This window comes from Ruegeria sp. L11 (assembly GCF_056531755.1).
This window is the reverse complement of record NZ_JBQFMI010000003.1, coordinates 233046-248900: the sequence shown is the minus strand read 5'-3', so window position 1 is coordinate 248900 and position 15855 is coordinate 233046. Positions and strand designations below refer to the sequence as shown.

Sequence of the window (15855 nt, the reverse complement as noted above, 5' to 3'; positions counted from 1 at the left end):
TCTGCTGATTGCAATGTTTGTCCGCGCCCGACTGCTAAGCTTTCGTGCGCAGAGCCCGTCAGACTATGCCGGTACCGGGCCCACTTTTTCGCTGAAGAAGCATTTGAACGGTGAAATCCTGTCCGAAGGTCTGATCTATGGCCCCAATGGCAGGATGTCGAACAGCTTTGTGGCCCGCATGGTTGGTGAGTGGAATGGGAACACAGGCACACTTTCCGAGTTCTTCACGTACTCAAACGGCAAAAAGATGAACCGTAAGTGGTATCTGACGCTGGACACCAGAAATACGTTTACGGCAACGGCAGAGGATATCGTTGGCGAAGGTCACGGCACGATATCCGGCGCAACGATCAAGCTGACCTACAGGATCATTCTGCCCAAGGACGCAGGAGGACACACGCTGGATGTTACAGACTGGATGTATTTGACAGAACAGGGCGTCATCATGAATCGTTCCGAGATGCGTAAGTTTGGCATCAAGGTTGCTGAGCTCGTTGCAACAATGCGCCCGACCCCCAAATCACATCCGATCCACGTAGGTGGCGCAAATGAGTATAGCACCACTTCAGAAAGGCGGCTGGTGCAATGATCACAGGTCGCTCTCTGATTACATGCGTTTCCGTCGCAAGCTTTGCACTTCTGGTTGCCTGCTCTGGCAAACCGAAGGTTCCGACAACCTTTCTGTCTGAACGGCAGCTGAACCTCGAGGAATTCTTCGACGGAAAGACCGTGGCTTACGGGCAGTTTCAGGATGTACTGGGGAATGTTCCACGCAGATTTGAAGTCGATATCGACGGCACATGGGACGGGGAAACCCTGACACTGGTCGAGGATTTTATCTACGACGACGGCGCAACCGAACAGCGCATCTGGACGCTGACAAAGACTGGCGATGACACGTGGACTGGTACTGCGCCCGGTGTGCTGGGAACCGCCAGCGGGACCGAGAGGGGCGACACCTTCAACTGGAAATACAAGATTGACCTGCCTGTCAAGGATGGCACGATGCGCGTCAGTTTTGACGATTGGATGTGGCTGCTGACCGAGGACCGTCTGTTAAACCGCGCTTACGTCTCACGCTTTGGCATACGCCTCGGCGAAGTTATCCTGATCTTTGAAAAAGAATAGATTCCGCTATTTCCATCCAGACGTTGCCCATCAATAAAATATGAACTCGTCCACCGGCACCTGTACCAGACGCCTTGCTGCGTCTGCCATGTTTACATTTGGCCCATCTGGCGTTGCAGAGTCGTGGTGGGCTCCGTCTTCAATTTTCAAACGGGCGCGCTCAATCTCGCCCCACAAGAAAAAAAGACCGTCCCGTTTGCCGACAAGACCGGCAGGTATCGTGGTCCGCAAAACACGAGTTTTTGCCTGTGACATCTGCTCTCTTACTGCCTCCGGTGTTTTCCACCTTTTGCAGAAAATCTACCGGTTATTTCGGGAAAAGCCAATTTTTTATGGGCAAAACCCGATTTTCAACCCCCCGTTGACAGGGGTGCTCGCAGCTCTCGCTGAAGGGTGTTGTCCTGACTGAGTATTTGCAGTCACCGCCGATTGCCACACTTCGGTTGATGGCGGGTTCCCCCGCCTTGTCGTCAGTGGTCCATGCTTTGACAACCTCTCGGCTATGGAACGCCCCGGATCATGCAGTCGACTGCTCTGACACGATCTCTCCGAACCGCGTAAAGAACTTTGCCGACAACTTCTTGGCGGTTCCCGCAATCAGCCGACTGCCGAGCTGAGCGATCTTGCCACCAACATCAACCTTCGCCGTGTATTTCAGTACGGTTTCGTCACCTTCTTCGGTCAACGAAACGTCTGCGCCGCCTTTGGCAAATCCAGCCGCCCCGCCCTTGCCTTCACCCATCAAAGAGAACCCGTTTGGTGCATTGGCCGTGTCCAATGTGACCTCACCCGCAAAGCGCGCTTTGACCGGGCCAATTTTCAGAACAACTTTCGCCTCAAGATCGGTTGGTGATTTCTGCGTCAGTTCCTCACATCCCGGGATGCATTCCATCAAAATGTCGGGATCGTTAAGCGCGCGGTAAACGACGTCGCGTGGCGCTGCGATACGGATTTCATCAGTCAGTTCCATTCAGGTCTTTCCTTTGTTCAACAACATCTTGGAAATAGGCGCATTGCAGCCGTTTCTATCCTTTGAGCCAGCCACGCAGGCCACATGTGGCAAAGGTGTTCAAGCAAGCTTTTCATCATGCGACACCTTTGCTGCCTTTTCACCGTTCCGCCACATCACAATCTCGGCCAAAATCGACAGGGCGATCTCATGCGGATCTATGGCATGTATGTCCAACCCCGCCGGGGATTTCAGGCGCGCAACTTTCAAAGGGTCCAATCCCTGGGCGATAAGCTTTGCAGTCAGCGTAGCTGCCTTGCGGCGACTGGCCACCATCGACACGCGTGCCGCATCGGTTTCCAATGCAGCCTTCAAAGCGGATGCATCGCTGCGCCCCTGCGCAGCCACCACGACAAAGTCCCGCGGCTCCACACCCAGCGCATCGACATGTGCCAAGGCAAACCGCACATGGTTTCCAGCAATATCAAGCCCATCCTCGACAGCCGTGCGAAATCCGGCCAGCGATCCATGCGCTGCCAGAGCTTTGGCAATCAACCCCTCGCCGAAAATCACCAGCCGGGGCGCGTGTTGATAGGGTTCGACCAAAAGATCGACTGTACCACCGGACGGGCACCCACTTTTGAACGTTTGAACACCATCGGGATCCGTCATGTTCACCACCTTTTCCGAAGGTTTGACACGGATAATCTGCGGTGCCCCGGACGCCCAAGCTTGTTGCGCCGCGGCCCGGACTGCGCGCTGCACACAAGCCCCGCCTAGATGCCCCAGGATTTCACCCGCCTGGGTAATCGCCGCCTTCCCCCCAGCTTTGGCCGAGGTCGCATCCGCCGTGCGCAAAACCGTCGCCACACAAAAGGCCTCTCCGGTTCCGCGCAGCTGATCGATGGTGTCAAAAATGTCGAAATTCGCCAAGGTCAGACTCCTTTCACAGCTTTTGGAACTGCGGCTCAAGCGCTGCCAATGCATCCAGTGTATTGGCCGGCAAATGCGCATCCAGATAGGGTTCAGCCGCCTGCATCGCTGCCGCAATAGGTTGATAGTCCTTCCAGCCCTTCAAGGGGTTCAGCCAGACGATCCGGCGTGCCTTGCGCCTGATACGCGCCAGCATATCCCCCAGAGCCTGCGGATCAGAACTGCAATATCCGTCCGACAGGATCAGGACGACAGTACGCCCGTTCAGTGCCCGCGCGCCGTATCCCGACAGAAATCGCTCCAGACTGCCGGAAATATCGGTACCGCCGCCGAAGCCTTCGGCCATCAGCGACAATCGCCCCGCAGCCCGGAGGGTGTCATGGTCGCGCAACGCATCTGTAACCCGCATCAATCGTGTGTGAAACAAATACGCATCCGCCTTGATCCCGCTGCCGATCAACCCTTTCAGGAAGGCCAGAAACACGCGTGAGTACGCGGTCATCGAACCACTCACGTCGCACAATGCCACAATCCGCATCGGGCGCGGTGGCCGCGCTCGGCGATACAGGTCCAGCGGCTCACCGCCACGCGCCAGACTGGCGCGCTGTATTCGGCGCATATCCAGAACAGCCCCGCGCAACGCCCGTTTCCGGCGGCGCGATCGCCTGTCCCGAAATGCCCGCGCCAAGGTCAGCGCGGCTGTTTCAGCCTGTTTTAGGGCCTCTTCATCCATCAACTCTCGCAAGTCCCGGCGTGACAGGTTGGCCGTTCGCGTGGCGATCAACTTGCCGTCCACCCCTTCGGCTTCCCCTTCACCGCAGTCAGGCGTAGTGGTCACTTGCGCCGACCCGGATCGTGGTTCGTCCTCACCCTGAGTTCTGGTCTGCCAGATCATTGGCTTGGCTGACTGCACCCGCACATGCTTGTTTTTCGCTGTTCCCGAACGCTGTACGCCAGCGTTGAACCAATAAGCATCGAACAGTTCATCAAACCGGCGCCAATCTTCCGCTTCTCCGGTCAATACCGCGCACATGGCTTGTCGGGCCTGATTGGCATCCGTTGCATCCACTTCGGACAGGGCGGCAAGCGCGTCCCCCGCGTCCAACGCCCCCATTTGCATGCCATTCATGCGTAGATGCGCTATGAAACCCGACATGCGGTCGGTAAGGCCCAAAGCCCGGGCAGGAAAGCGGGTAACCTGCATCACGCGACCTTTCCGATCAGGCGATCCATCACCTCGGGCGGTGCCACACTGTAATCTGCGGCAGTTTTCAGCAAACACACCAGCGTCGCCTGGACGTCTTCGCGGGATTTGACCAGATCATTGACACCCAACCCGGATAGGGCCGCTGCCCAATCCAGCATTTCTGCGATGCCCGGTTTCTTCTCAAGATCTTCCTGACGCAGCGCCTGTACAACCCCGATGATCTGACGCGCCAGAATCCCCTCGATTTCAGGCAGTCGCGCCCGCAGGATTGCCTGTTCGGTCTCTTTCGAAGGATAGTCAAGAAAGCTGTACAAACACCTTCTGCGCAGCGCATCCGACAAATCCCGCGTCCCGTTGGCCGTCAGAATGACGACAGGCCGCACATGTGCCTGCACAGTTCCCAACTCGGGTATGGTGATCTGAAAGTCTGACAGGATTTCCAGAAGATAGGCTTCGAATTCCTCATCCGCCCGATCTATCTCGTCAATCAACAGAACCGGCGGTTTCGCCTCCAAAATCGCCTCTAACAAAGGCCTTTTCAATAAAAATTCATCCGAAAACAGCTGCGCCTCCGCGACGCCGCCTTGCGCTTCGCTCGCCCTTATCGCCAATAGCTGTCTTTGATAATTCCATTCATAGATGGCATGACTGGCGTCCAGACCTTCGTAGCATTGCAGACGTATCAATCGTGTATCGCGCCATGCTGCCACCGCTTTGGCCACTTCGGTTTTCCCCACGCCCGCCGGCCCCTCCAGCAACAAAGGGCGCCCAAGTTGCTGCGCCAGATGCAGCGCCATGGCCAACCGATCATCGGCAACATAGCCCTGCGCGGCCAGCCCGTTCTGCACATCTTTAAAGGTCAAAACCAGGATCCTATCTTCATTTGGCCATAAATATCCCGGGGGAGGTTCGGAGGGGGCAGAGTCCGCTCCGTCCGGTCGGACCGGCAACAGCCGGTCCGACCCCATTCACCCATGCATCCCCAGACCATTGGCAATCTTCCAGATCCGCCAGTGGTCGTGCGGCATATGGCTCTGCACCAAGCCAAAATGCCGGAACGCGTCATGCACTGCGTTCGAGAACGCAGGCACACCGCCGACATTCGGGCTTTCCCCCACACCCTTTGCCCCAATCGGATGGTGCGGGGACGGGGTCACCGTATGGTCGGTGGTATAGTTCGGCGTCTCCCACGCGGTTGGCAGGAAGAAGTCCATCAGCGTACCGGTCTTCACATTGCCCATATCATCATAGGCAATCTCTTGCCCCATCGCGATAGCCAGTGCCTCGGTCACACCGCCATGGACCTGACCCTCGATGATCATCGGGTTGATCCGAGTACCGCAGTCATCCAGCGCATAGAACTGCCGGACTTCCCATTCACCAGTATCCACGTCAATCTCCATGACACAGATATAGGCTCCGAACGGATAAGTCATATTGGGCGGGTCATAGTAACTGACGGCCTCCAGACCCGGCTCCAGCCCAGGAATGGCCTGATTATAGGCGGCGAATGCGATTTCCTTCATGGTCTTGAACCGCTCCGGCGCGCCTTTGACAGCAAAGCGATCCACGTCCCATTCGACGTCATTGTCGTGTACCTCCAGCAGATAGGCCGCGATCATCTGGGCTTTTGCCCGAATTTTGCGGGCCGCCATTGCCGTGGCCGCGCCAGCGACCGGAGTGGACCGGGATCCATAGGTCCCAAGCCCGTAAGGCGCGGTATCCGTGTCACCCTCTTCCAGCGTGATGTCATCGGCGGGCAGGCCGATTTCACTGGCGATGATCTGGGCAAAGGTTGTGGCATGGCCCTGCCCTTGACTGATCGTCCCCAGCCGCGCGATCGCTGATCCGGTCGGATGAATGCGAATCTCGCAGCTGTCGAACATCCCCAGCCCGAGGATATCGCAGTTCTTCACCGGTCCGGCTCCGACGATTTCCGTGAAATGCGTCAGGCCGATGCCCAGCAGCTTGCGCGTTTTTCCGTCCTTGAAATCCGCGATCCGCTGCGCCTGTTCCGCCCGCAGACCCTCATAGTTCACAGCCTTCAGCGCTTTGTCCCAGGCCGTGTGATAATCGCCCGAGTCATATTCCCAGCCCAGCGCGGATTGATAGGGAAACTGATCTGCCTTGATGAAGTTGATCCGACGCAACTCGGCCGCGTCCATGTTCAGCTTGATGGCCAGAACCTCGATCATGCGTTCGATGAAATAGGCGGCTTCGGTTACGCGGAAGGAACAGCGATAGGCCACACCGCCCGGCGCCTTGTTGGTATAGACGCCATCCACCGCCAAATAGGCAGTCGGGATGTCATAAGACCCGGTGCAGATATTCATGAACCCGGCAGGGAATTTGGTCGGGTCGGCACACGCGTCGAAACCGCCGTGATCTGCCGTGGTATGACACCACAATCCAGTGATCTTTCCATCCTTGGTGGCGGCAATCTTCCCCTGCATCCAGTAGTCGCGCGCAAAGGCAGTGGACATCAGGTTTTCCATCCGGTCCTCGACCCATTTCACCGGCTTGCCGGTAACGATCGAGGCCACCACCGAGCACACATAGCCTGCGTAGGCCCCCACCTTGTTGCCAAACCCACCACCGATATCGGGGCTGATCACGCGGATATTATGCTCGGCCAACCCCGAAATCAGCGACACAACCGTGCGGATCGCGTGCGGAGCCTGGAACGTCCCGTACAGAGTCAGCTTGCCAGTCACCTTGTCCATCGACGCCACGCAACCGCAGGTCTCAAGCGGGCACGGGTGGGTGCGGTGGTAATAGATCATCTCTTCGGCGACCACGTCTGCCTCGGCCAGCACAGCTTCGGTCGCGTCCTTGTCGCCCTGTTCCCACGTAAAGATGTGGTTGTGATGCTTACGCGGCCCATGTGCGCCTTCGGTCTGACCTTCCAGATCTTCGCGGAGCACCACGTCCGACTTCAACGATTCGAACGGGTCAGTGATGACAGGAAGCTCTTCGTATTCGACCTCGACCAATTCAACGGCATCCGCCGCGACATAGCGGTCTTCGGCGACAACATAGGCAACTTCCTGGCCCTGGAACAGCACCTTGCCATCGGCCAGCACCATCTGCTTGTCACCGGCCAATGTCGGCATCCAGTGCAATCCCAAAGGCGACAGGTCTTCGGCGGTCAAAACGGCGATCACGCCGGGCAGTGCCAAAGCGGCCTCTTTGTTCACGCTGACGACACGGGCATGAGCATAGGGAGAGCGCACAAAATCGCCAAACAGCATCCCGTCCAGCTTGATGTCATCAACGTAATTACCCTTGCCTTGGGTGAAACGCACGTCCTCGACGCGCTTTCGGGCGCAGCCCATACCTTTGAGGTTGGCAGCGCGTTCTTCGGGGGTCAGAGTCTGGTCGTTCATTCCGCGGCCTCCTTCTGAGCATTGAGCAAATCAGCCGAGGCCGAGATCGCCTTGACGATATTCTGGTATCCGGTGCAGCGGCACAGGTTTCCGGCCATGCCGAAACGGATTTCCTCCTCGGTCGGGTTCGGGTTTTCCTGAAGCAGACGATGCGCCCGGGTGATCATGCCCGGCGTGCAGAACCCACATTGCAGCCCGTGATGTTCGCGAAACATTTCCTGCAACACTCCAAGGCTGCCATCATCATTGGTCAGGCCTTCAACGGTTGTGATCTCAGCACCGTTTACCTGCGCTACAAAGGCGGTGCAGGATTTGACCGACTTGCCGTCGATATCCACGGTGCAGGCACCGCAGTGGCTGGTTTCACACCCGATATGTGGGCCGGTGATTTTCAGGTCTTCCCGCAGGAAGTGGATCAGCAGCGTGCGCGGCTCGGCCAGACCTTCAACCTGCTTGCCGTTTACGGTCAGTTTGACATGCATTTTCGACATTGGTTCCCTCCCCCTCAGCCCGCGCGGCTTTGCGCACGGTCGATGGCGCGGCGCAGCACCACGGCTGCCACGTGTTTCTTGAATTCGACGGGGCCGCGGTTATCAGCGACCGGATCGATTGCGTCTAGCATTGCGGCAACGCACCCTTCGACATCACCCCCGGCCAGCGCGGTGCTGGACTCATCCGACCAGATGGGCGTGTCGGCCAGATTGGTCATCGCAACCGAGGCCTGACCGTTGCCAACCATCACAGCCGCGGCGGCGGTCGCATAATCTCCTATCTTGCGCTTTTGCTTTTGATAGGCCTGCCCCACGCCTGCACCCGGTACAGGGATCGAAATCCGGGTCAGGATTTCTTCGTCTTCGCGGGCGGTGAAATACGCGGCCTCATAAAAATCACGCGCGGCAACTGTCCGGTTCCCGTCCGGGCCGGACAACTCGAACGCGGCGTTCAAGCATTGCATCAGACCCGGCATGTCATTGCCCGGGTCACCATTGGCTACATTGCCACCGACAGTGCCCATGTACCGCACTTGCGGATCCGCAATCTGAAGCGCCGCCTCGCGGATCAACGGAATGGCTTCGGCCAGACCGCTGTGGGTGATCAGCTCGTGCTGCGTGACCATCGCACCCAAAGTAACGGTGTCAGGCCCGACCTCTATCCCCTTGAGTTCTTCAATGGCCTGAAGATCGACCAGATGACCCATCTCGGCCATGCGAAGCTTCATCATCGGGATCAGGCTATGCCCGCCCGCGATCACGCGCGCCTCGTCACCATATTCCTGTAGAATGCCGATGGCCGAGGCAATGTCGCCTGGCCGGTGATACTCAAAGCCGGCTGGTATCATGTTTTTCCTCCCTGGGTCCGGGCGATATGCCTTGGGGGACCTGAGGTAAGGAAAGAACGGCGGATTTAACTGATCCAGTTAAGGAAAACGGAGCGCGCGGCTTGTTTCACGAAATGCGAAAGAACTGCACGAGTTGCGCCTAGACCCCCAGTGCCTCGCGAATATCTGTCAGGCGGGACCGGCTGACCGGCACCTTGCTCAGCGCGTCAACACCATCGAAATAACAGGTGCCGTTGTCCTTGTGACGTTCAAATCGCGAGACGTGTTTCGGGTTCACCAGATAACTGCGATGCGCCCGCAGGAACCCTTCGGGCAAAAGCCGCGTTTCCGCATCGGTGATCGACCAGGGGCAGAACAGTTTCTCTGCATCCATATAGAGTACCGTGTAATGCCCTTCGGCCCGAATTGCGGCGATCCGCGCGGGATGCGCAAAAAAAGTCTGGCCTTCGCGCTCATACGGAACACCAGCGCGCATTGGGGTGGGTTCCGACACAGGTCCTGAGGCAGGTGCAGTCACGGGCTTTGGCTCTATGAACGTAATACCGGTCAACAGGAAAGCACCACAGATCAGAAAGACGGATACCGTCACCCCCATTGCCAAAACCTGATTATCCAGCGCTGGACCCGCCCCGCCGAGGCTGTCGCTCGCGACGAAATCAGTCAGGCCCGTGGCAACAAAATGCATGGTGAACACCGCCAGCCCGAAACAAACCGTGCCAAGCAGGATGTTCCGTTGTGTCCGGTTGCCATAAGCCACCCAAATTGCAGCCACCGACAAGATTACTGATGCCAGTGCTGACAGAGCAACATCGAAAATGTCATAGACGGGGCGGCAAAGCTGCATACCAGCCATCCCGACAAAGTGCATCGCGACGATGCCCAGCCCGACAATCACACCAGATCCGATCATCGTCTGAACCGAGCGAGGCCGGAAATGCAGCAGCAGCAACGCCAGCCCGACCATCAGGATCGCGACCAGTGCCGACATCAGAGTGATCAGGGCATCATAGTAAAACAGAATTGGCAGTTGCAGCCCCAGCATCGCCACGAAATGCATCGACCAGATGCCGCCGCCCAGAATGACAGCGGCCAATGCCACCACGAACTTGCGCCGCTGGCTATCCAGCCTTGACGCGCCGTGTGTCAGGTACAGACCCGTGAACCCGGCCATGAGCGCCACGGCAAGCGAAGCCACCACCAACCAAGTGTTGTGAGAGTAGTCCAGCATTTGGATTTGAACGCCCTCCCCGACGCGAGGATGACGTTAGCAAACCGAATTGATTGCGACAATTCACAGTTAGCAACAGCAGGGCTCAGACCTGTTTCTGAGCCTCTGCGTCGTCCGCGACCTCTACGGCATCCACTGAGACTTCAACCACATCATCGTCCTCCGCAGGCTCGACTGCTTCGGGTTCTTCGGTCTGGTTTTCAAGTGCGCCGACGATCAGCGGCAACATGTGAACCCCGGTTGCTGTTGCAATCTCGGGTGTCTGTGGTGTCTGCCAGCTGAGCGTATCGAAGCTGTGGCAGTTCTGACAGACAGGTCCCCATTCGGGTTGAATGTCATGACAGTTGTCGCACACCCATTGCGGGCCGCGCGGCGCGTTCAGTGCCTTGGCAAGCCAACCTTGAACAACGGCGTCCGTGGCACCCTCGCCGCGCTCAACAGCAGCCATCAATGTATAGGCGCGCGCATCACCTTGTCTTTCGACAACATCACCCAGGGCACGGCGGGCTTCGGGAAAGTCTTCGGCCACAATGTTCAGCTCGGCCAGGATCAAACGAGTTTCCATGTTTTCAGGATGGGTGCGGGTCAGTGCCGTGAATCGTCTGACCCGTTGTTCCGGAGTTTCATCCGGCGCGATCTCGGCAAAGGCATGGGCCAGATCCGGATGTGGGCGAACCTCCCACGCTTTTTTCAGGATCTTTGTCGCTGCCCGCGACTTGCCCTTGGCGATATACGCGCGGGCTGCCATGGCGGCGGCGGGAACCAGATCAGGCGACAGGCGATTGGCTTCGATCGCGCGCTCTTGTTGCTCTACAGATGCGCTTTCATCCAGGATTCCCTTGGCTTCGGACAGCGCCAGAACCGCATCGCGGCGTTTGAAAACATCGCGCGGCAGATACCCTGCTTTCAACTTGGAAGTCAGCGTCGACCGGGCACCAGCCCAATCCTGCGCCTTGGTCTGCAATTTCAGCAGTACGTCCTGTGTTTCTTCGTGGCGCGGTTTGATGGCCAGTGCCTTTTCGGCCAGCTTGCGGGCGGTTTCATCATCCCCTTCGGCAAGCTTCTGTTTCATGATACCACGCACCCCGACAAACCGGGTCGCACTGTTTGTCACCAGTTTCTTGTAGGTGTCCGAAGCTTTCTTGGTGTCACCCGTCATCTCGGCAGCCTGGGCCACCAGAAGATCCGTCAGTTCCGGCTTGTTCAACAGCTTTTCGGCCTTACTGGCCTTGGTCATGGCTATGCGCCCTTCGCCCGAGGCCAACGCCATCAACCCATCGGCCAGCGCCTGATAGCCGCGCTGTTCCCGACTGCGGTCGAAATAACGCGACAAGGCGGTTTCGTCGCCGTTGAGGAATTTGAGCGTCGCAACCAACAGGCTGAGCAGTTTGAAGAACAGCCAGACGGCAAGCACCAGAACACCCAACGCAATCACCGACTGAAGCGGCCCAAGGGTGAATTCCGTGCCCGCGACGGTGATCTGCACCCCACCGCTGGTTTGCATCAGGAAGTGACCGCCCAGCGCCAGCAGGCCGATAATCGCAACAAAAACGAGGATCTTAAACAATGACCACAGCATGGCAGGTCCTTCAGTTCGAGTTCAGGCTGGAAGCCAGCGTATTCACGGCGTCAACGGCGGCGGCTCGTACCCCGGCCGCCTGCTCCCAATCGGCCATCGCAGCCTGCGCCACTTCGGGAAGTGATTTCAGTTCGTTCAACGCTTTGGTCAGGTCGCCATCTGCCAGCGCAGCCTGCGCGCGCGACAAAACAGCGTCTGGACCATCACCTTCCTGAGGCGTGACGGAACGGGCACCCGTTTGACGTTGCAGGAAGGCGACCAAACCCGTTCCTTTGTCAGCCTCGCGCGCCTCAGCCAATGCATATCGCGCCGCAGGCTCGAACGACGCCCGAAGCGCGGTCAGAGTTTCCACGCCTTTTTCCGACGGGCCGGACAGAGCGTCCGGCACATTCACGCCGCCCGCCTTCAATTCAGCAACCAATTCCGAAAAAGGCTGGCCGGTGTCCAGCTGCCCACGCAGACGCGCCAGAATGGCAGCATTCGTTGCGGCTTGTGCTTCTGCCGAGGCTTTCGCTTCAAGAGCCTGAGCGTCCGAAACCATTTTTTCGACTTCAGCCCGTTGAGCGGCCAGCGAGTCCTGAAGTTTCTTCAGTTCCGCCTCAAACGCGGCGGTTGCCTCGGGTGAGGCCGTAGAGGCGATCGGGGCTTTTTCCAGCGCGGCGATCCGGTCCGTCAATGGCGCGACCTCACCGGACAGCGCATCAACCGAGGATTTTACCGTGCTCAGGTCACCTTCAACCGGTGTCAGCTTGTCCGACAATGCTTTGACCTGATCTGCCAGTCCAGACACATCAGAGCCGTTTGCAAGCGCCTGTGACAGCTTGGCGATCTGGTCCGACTGTTCCGTCAGCTTTGCTTCCAGCTCTGCCAGCGCTCCCGAGGTGTCCGGGCTGGTTGGCAACAGCCCTCCGTTGCCCAGCGCGAAACCTGCAACGGCAGCCAGCGCGCCCCCCAACAGGGCCGGAACGAAACCGCCGCGTTTTTCAACTACGCGTTCGACGGTTTTTTCAGCGACCGGGGCTTCGGCTTCGGCTTCGGCTTCGGCTTCGGCTTCGGACAGGTCTTCTTCTACAGGTTCAGCCGGGTCAACAGGCGTATCGTCCTGCCGCAGATCAGTTTCAACTGCATCATCCGCTAGGAGGGGTTCCACCGGCTTTTGATCGGATTTCTTCTTACCAGCCACCGCAATATTCCCCTTATCGAATCCAAATTCAGATGAATAACAGCCCAGGCTAAGTTAATCGGGGACCTCGCCTCCCTCAACCCGCAACACATGTTTCACAAGCTTTTTAACAGCTTTACGCATTTTCTTCGGTGTCGGATGTTTTGCGATCTTCAAGTGCTCATAGCCCAAGGAATAAAGGGGATCAGCCGTAGCCTGGCTGATCGCAACCAGCCAAAGGGGGGCTGATCCGGCCCAGATATCGGCAAAATGTCGCGCCGTACGCGGCGAGAAAAGCGGAGCAATAATAGGCAGATCTCCTCTGGCGGCCTCGGTTGCCTCGGGTGTTAGCGGCAACAATCGCTGCTGATAGACCGGCTGTTCCCGAACGGTCAGACCAGATTCGGTCAGGCTGCCAGCGACATTGCCCCGTGTATGCTCACCCCGCAGGTGCAAAAGGGGGCTTTTGGGCCGATGCTTGAGCAGATGCCCGACCAATTCTTCTGCCGTGGTTCCAACCATCTTGGCCTGCCACCCATACCCTTTCGCGGTACCGGTTGTTGCGGGTCCCACGCAATAGGCCGGCAGAGTGCGATCAACACCTTTCGAGACCGCCGCATTCACCGCATTGGCCGATGTAAAGATCAACCCCTTTACACCTTTGGTATCCACCGCAACTGGCAGAGGCCGGATTTCCATGATCGGCGAATAGAGGACCTGAACCCGGGATCTGACGCCGGTTGGCAGCTGCTCGACAAACCTTTCCGAGGCGGAGCGAGGGCGGGTCATCAACAAAAACAACGTTTGGCGCCTTGACCCTTCAGGATTGTTTGCATCCGCGCAGGGTGATACCCCGCCGTATATACATGATGCAACGGATCAGGGTGATGGTGCAAACACTTACCGTATTGGGTTTGGAAAGCAGCTGTGACGACACAGCCGCAGCCGTCGTGCGCCAGACCGAAGGTGCCAAAGCCGAAATCCTGTCTTCTGTGGTGCACGGTCAAACCGATCTGCACAGCGCCTTTGGCGGTATCGTGCCCGAGATTGCAGCCCGTGCGCATGCCGAAAAGCTGGATGTCTGCGTCGTGCAGGCGCTGGAGGCCGCCGGTCTGTCACTTCGCGACATGGACGCCATTGCTGTCACCGCCGGGCCCGGTCTGATCGGAGGGGTCATGTCCGGTGTCATGTGTGCCAAAGGGCTGAGCGCCGCCACGGGCCTGCCGCTGATTGGCGTCAATCATCTTGCCGGTCACGCCCTGACACCCCGCCTGACGGACGGCATCGCCTTCCCTTACCTCATGCTTCTGGTGTCGGGCGGCCATTGCCAATACCTGATCGCCCATAGCCCCGAGCAGTTTACCCGCCTGGGCGGCACCATCGACGATGCGCCAGGGGAAGCCTTTGACAAGACCGCTCGCCTGCTGGGCCTGCCGCAACCCGGCGGCCCGTCTGTCGAGGCTGAGTCCCGTGATGGTAATCCCCAGCGGTTCCGCTTTCCCAGGCCACTGCTGGACCGGCCCGGCTGTGACTTGTCTTTTTCGGGGCTGAAAACAGCGTTGATGCGGATGCGCGACCAGATCGTGGCCGACAAGGGTGGGCTGACCCGTCAGGACCGTGCTGATCTATGCGCAGGATTCCAGCAGGCCATAGTGGACACATTGGCCGAGAAAACCCGCCGCGCGATTGATCTGTACCTTGATCACAACCCTGTTGATCCCGTTGTCGCGGTCGCAGGTGGGGTGGCAGCGAATTCGGCCATTCGGACAGCGTTAGAGTCTGTTTGTGCCCAGCAAGGCGCTCGGTTTACTGCACCTCCGCTGGCTTTGTGCACGGACAATGCCGCGATGATTGCCTATGCGGGTCTTGAACGCTTTCGCACCGGCGCGCGCGACGGTCTGGACCTGATTGCCCGCCCCCGCTGGCCGCTGGATCAACGCAGCCCGGCCATGCTGGGCAGCGGTAAGAAAGGGGCCAAGGCATGAACATATCTGTCCTGGGATCCGGCGCGTTTGGTACCGCTTTGGCGATCTCGCTATCAGGCAACGGGCCAGTAACGCTGTGGTCCAGAAACGCCGATCAGGCGCGGCAGATGTACGAGACGCGCGAAAACTCCACCCGGCTGCCTGGGGTTTCCTTACCCACGAACATCGCCGTAACCGCAAATATCGCTGAGGCGTCGAAGGCTGACATTCTGCTTTTGGCCGTTCCCATGCAGCAATTGCGAAGCGCCTTGCAGGATCACGCCCCGGTGCTGCGCGGCAAGACACTGGTCGCTTGCTGTAAGGGGATAGAGTTGGATTCTGGCCTCGGGCCCGTTGCGGTCATCAGGGATGTTGTCCCCGACGCCCCGATCGCTTTGCTGACAGGGCCCAGTTTTGCTGATGACATAGCGCGCGGTTTGCCCACTGCGTTAACGCTGGCTTGCGGTCATACGAATCTTGGCAAAGCATTGCAGACCAAACTGGCCACTGCAAACCTGCGCCTCTATCGGACCACTGACACCATAGGTGCTGAACTTGGTGGGGCGCTGAAGAACATCATGGCCATCGGTTGCGGCGCAGCAATCGGCGCGGGGCTGGGGGACAGCGCCCGGGCCGCGTTGATGACTCGCGGTTTTGCGGAAATGCAGCGCTTTGCCACCCTGCGTGGCGCGCGCTCTGACACCCTGATGGGTTTGTCCGGGCTTGGGGATCTGGTGTTGACCTGCTCCTCAGAACTGTCCCGAAACTACCGTTTTGGCCTTAGTTTGGGTCTGAGCCAACCATTTGACCAACATACTACCGTCGAAGGCGTCGCCACCGCGCGCGCCATGTCAGAGATTGCCGTCAAGGAAGGGCTGGACATGCCCATCAGTACAACTGTGGCGGATCTGAGCCATGGTGCCTACAGTGTGACCGAGGCCATCCAAAACCTGCTCAATCGCCCACTCAAGGAGGAATAA

General features: G+C 58.4%; 16 protein-coding genes. 4 read left to right on the top strand and 12 right to left on the bottom strand.

Features of this window, described 5'->3' with window-relative positions; translation table 11 throughout:
• Positions 1 to 13: 13 nt before the first annotated feature.
• Complete coding sequence (locus tag ACR0CE_RS09415; RefSeq protein ID WP_480546947.1) at positions 14 to 589, top strand: DUF3833 domain-containing protein; 576 nt, start codon at positions 14 to 16, stop codon at positions 587 to 589.
• Entirely contained in the window at positions 586 to 1128 is a 543-nt protein-coding gene (locus ACR0CE_RS09410; RefSeq protein ID WP_480487914.1) for a DUF3833 domain-containing protein, read from the top strand. The genes ACR0CE_RS09415 and ACR0CE_RS09410 overlap by 4 nt, the downstream gene beginning before the upstream one ends.
• Before the next feature lie 30 nt (positions 1129 to 1158).
• On the opposite strand, the gene ACR0CE_RS09405 is transcribed toward ACR0CE_RS09410, so the two are convergent.
• The 12 genes from ACR0CE_RS09405 to ACR0CE_RS09350 form a co-directional block, all read right to left on the bottom strand.
• Positions 1159 to 1383 (bottom strand): hypothetical protein, encoded by a 225-nt coding sequence (locus ACR0CE_RS09405; protein ID WP_267367879.1) that lies wholly within the window; start codon positions 1381 to 1383, stop codon positions 1159 to 1161.
• Positions 1384 to 1645: 262 nt separating this feature from the next.
• Complete coding sequence (locus ACR0CE_RS09400; protein ID WP_480487916.1) at positions 1646 to 2098, bottom strand: SRPBCC family protein; 453 nt, start codon at positions 2096 to 2098, stop codon at positions 1646 to 1648.
• 99 nt (positions 2099 to 2197) lie between these two features.
• A complete protein-coding gene (locus ACR0CE_RS09395; protein ID WP_480587462.1) occupies positions 2198 to 3010 on the bottom strand; it encodes an XdhC family protein in 813 nt (270 codons plus the stop codon).
• Between the two features lie 13 nt (positions 3011 to 3023).
• Positions 3024 to 4214 (bottom strand): vWA domain-containing protein, encoded by a 1191-nt coding sequence (locus tag ACR0CE_RS09390; protein WP_480482899.1) that lies wholly within the window; start codon positions 4212 to 4214, stop codon positions 3024 to 3026.
• Positions 4214 to 5080 carry an AAA family ATPase gene (locus tag ACR0CE_RS09385; RefSeq protein ID WP_480832080.1) on the bottom strand — a complete coding sequence of 289 codons (867 nt, stop codon included), beginning with the start codon at positions 5078 to 5080 and terminating at the stop codon, positions 4214 to 4216. Before ACR0CE_RS09385 ends, ACR0CE_RS09390 begins: the two co-directional genes overlap by 1 nt.
• 105 nt (positions 5081 to 5185) lie before the next feature.
• The gene (locus ACR0CE_RS09380) at positions 5186 to 7603 is read right to left on the bottom strand and encodes an aerobic carbon-monoxide dehydrogenase large subunit (protein WP_480832078.1); all 2418 of its coding nucleotides are present in this window, start codon (positions 7601 to 7603) and stop codon (positions 5186 to 5188) included.
• Positions 7600 to 8094 carry a (2Fe-2S)-binding protein gene (locus ACR0CE_RS09375; RefSeq protein WP_480474462.1) on the bottom strand — a complete coding sequence of 165 codons (495 nt, stop codon included), beginning with the start codon at positions 8092 to 8094 and terminating at the stop codon, positions 7600 to 7602. Before ACR0CE_RS09375 ends, ACR0CE_RS09380 begins: the two co-directional genes overlap by 4 nt.
• Before the next feature lie 14 nt (positions 8095 to 8108).
• The gene (locus ACR0CE_RS09370; protein ID WP_480482629.1) at positions 8109 to 8942 is read right to left on the bottom strand and encodes an FAD binding domain-containing protein; all 834 of its coding nucleotides are present in this window, start codon (positions 8940 to 8942) and stop codon (positions 8109 to 8111) included.
• A gap of 139 nt (positions 8943 to 9081) precedes the next feature.
• Positions 9082 to 10170, bottom strand: coding sequence for an MHYT domain-containing protein (locus tag ACR0CE_RS09365; RefSeq protein WP_480832076.1), 1089 nt, complete (start codon positions 10168 to 10170; stop codon positions 9082 to 9084).
• An 85-nt stretch (positions 10171 to 10255) separates the two neighbouring features.
• On the bottom strand, positions 10256 to 11749 hold the full coding sequence (locus ACR0CE_RS09360) for a heme biosynthesis HemY N-terminal domain-containing protein (RefSeq protein ID WP_480832074.1): 1494 nt from the start codon (positions 11747 to 11749) through the stop codon (positions 10256 to 10258).
• A 10-nt stretch (positions 11750 to 11759) separates the two neighbouring features.
• Positions 11760 to 12932 carry a COG4223 family protein gene (locus ACR0CE_RS09355; RefSeq protein WP_480832072.1) on the bottom strand — a complete coding sequence of 391 codons (1173 nt, stop codon included), beginning with the start codon at positions 12930 to 12932 and terminating at the stop codon, positions 11760 to 11762.
• Positions 12933 to 12986: 54 nt separating this feature from the next.
• Positions 12987 to 13700, bottom strand: a complete 714-nt coding sequence (locus tag ACR0CE_RS09350; RefSeq protein ID WP_267366542.1) for a uroporphyrinogen-III synthase — start codon at positions 13698 to 13700, stop codon at positions 12987 to 12989.
• 98 nt (positions 13701 to 13798) lie between these two features.
• Here ACR0CE_RS09350 and tsaD point away from each other — a divergent pair, with 98 nt between their 5' ends.
• Positions 13799 to 14896: a tRNA (adenosine(37)-N6)-threonylcarbamoyltransferase complex transferase subunit TsaD gene (gene tsaD / locus ACR0CE_RS09345; RefSeq protein ID WP_480832160.1), complete on the top strand. Its 1098-nt coding sequence runs from the start codon at positions 13799 to 13801 to the stop codon at positions 14894 to 14896.
• On the top strand, positions 14893 to 15855 hold the full coding sequence (locus ACR0CE_RS09340) for an NAD(P)H-dependent glycerol-3-phosphate dehydrogenase (protein ID WP_480482617.1): 963 nt from the start codon (positions 14893 to 14895) through the stop codon (positions 15853 to 15855). The genes tsaD and ACR0CE_RS09340 overlap by 4 nt, the downstream gene beginning before the upstream one ends.

What these genes read in the sequence shown, in the direction of transcription:
- ACR0CE_RS09360 (WP_480832074.1), bottom strand. Translation starts at nt 11,749, where the DNA reads ATGCTGTGGTCATTGTTTAAGATCCTCGTTTTTGTTGCGATTATCGGC.
- ACR0CE_RS09415 (WP_480546947.1), top strand. Translation starts at nt 14, where the DNA reads ATGTTTGTCCGCGCCCGACTGCTAAGCTTTCGTGCGCAGAGCCCGTCA.
- ACR0CE_RS09380 (WP_480832078.1), bottom strand. Translation starts at nt 7,603, where the DNA reads ATGAACGACCAGACTCTGACCCCCGAAGAACGCGCTGCCAACCTCAAA.
- ACR0CE_RS09405 (WP_267367879.1), bottom strand. Translation starts at nt 1,383, where the DNA reads ATGTCACAGGCAAAAACTCGTGTTTTGCGGACCACGATACCTGCCGGT.
- ACR0CE_RS09365 (WP_480832076.1), bottom strand. Translation starts at nt 10,170, where the DNA reads ATGCTGGACTACTCTCACAACACTTGGTTGGTGGTGGCTTCGCTTGCC.
- ACR0CE_RS09370 (WP_480482629.1), bottom strand. Translation starts at nt 8,942, where the DNA reads ATGATACCAGCCGGCTTTGAGTATCACCGGCCAGGCGACATTGCCTCG.
- ACR0CE_RS09350 (WP_267366542.1), bottom strand. Translation starts at nt 13,700, where the DNA reads ATGACCCGCCCTCGCTCCGCCTCGGAAAGGTTTGTCGAGCAGCTGCCA.
- ACR0CE_RS09400 (WP_480487916.1), bottom strand. Translation starts at nt 2,098, where the DNA reads ATGGAACTGACTGATGAAATCCGTATCGCAGCGCCACGCGACGTCGTT.
- ACR0CE_RS09375 (WP_480474462.1), bottom strand. Translation starts at nt 8,094, where the DNA reads ATGTCGAAAATGCATGTCAAACTGACCGTAAACGGCAAGCAGGTTGAA.
- ACR0CE_RS09390 (WP_480482899.1), bottom strand. Translation starts at nt 4,214, where the DNA reads ATGCAGGTTACCCGCTTTCCTGCCCGGGCTTTGGGCCTTACCGACCGC.
- ACR0CE_RS09340 (WP_480482617.1), top strand. Translation starts at nt 14,893, where the DNA reads ATGAACATATCTGTCCTGGGATCCGGCGCGTTTGGTACCGCTTTGGCG.
- tsaD (WP_480832160.1), top strand. Translation starts at nt 13,799, where the DNA reads ATGGTGCAAACACTTACCGTATTGGGTTTGGAAAGCAGCTGTGACGAC.
- ACR0CE_RS09410 (WP_480487914.1), top strand. Translation starts at nt 586, where the DNA reads ATGATCACAGGTCGCTCTCTGATTACATGCGTTTCCGTCGCAAGCTTT.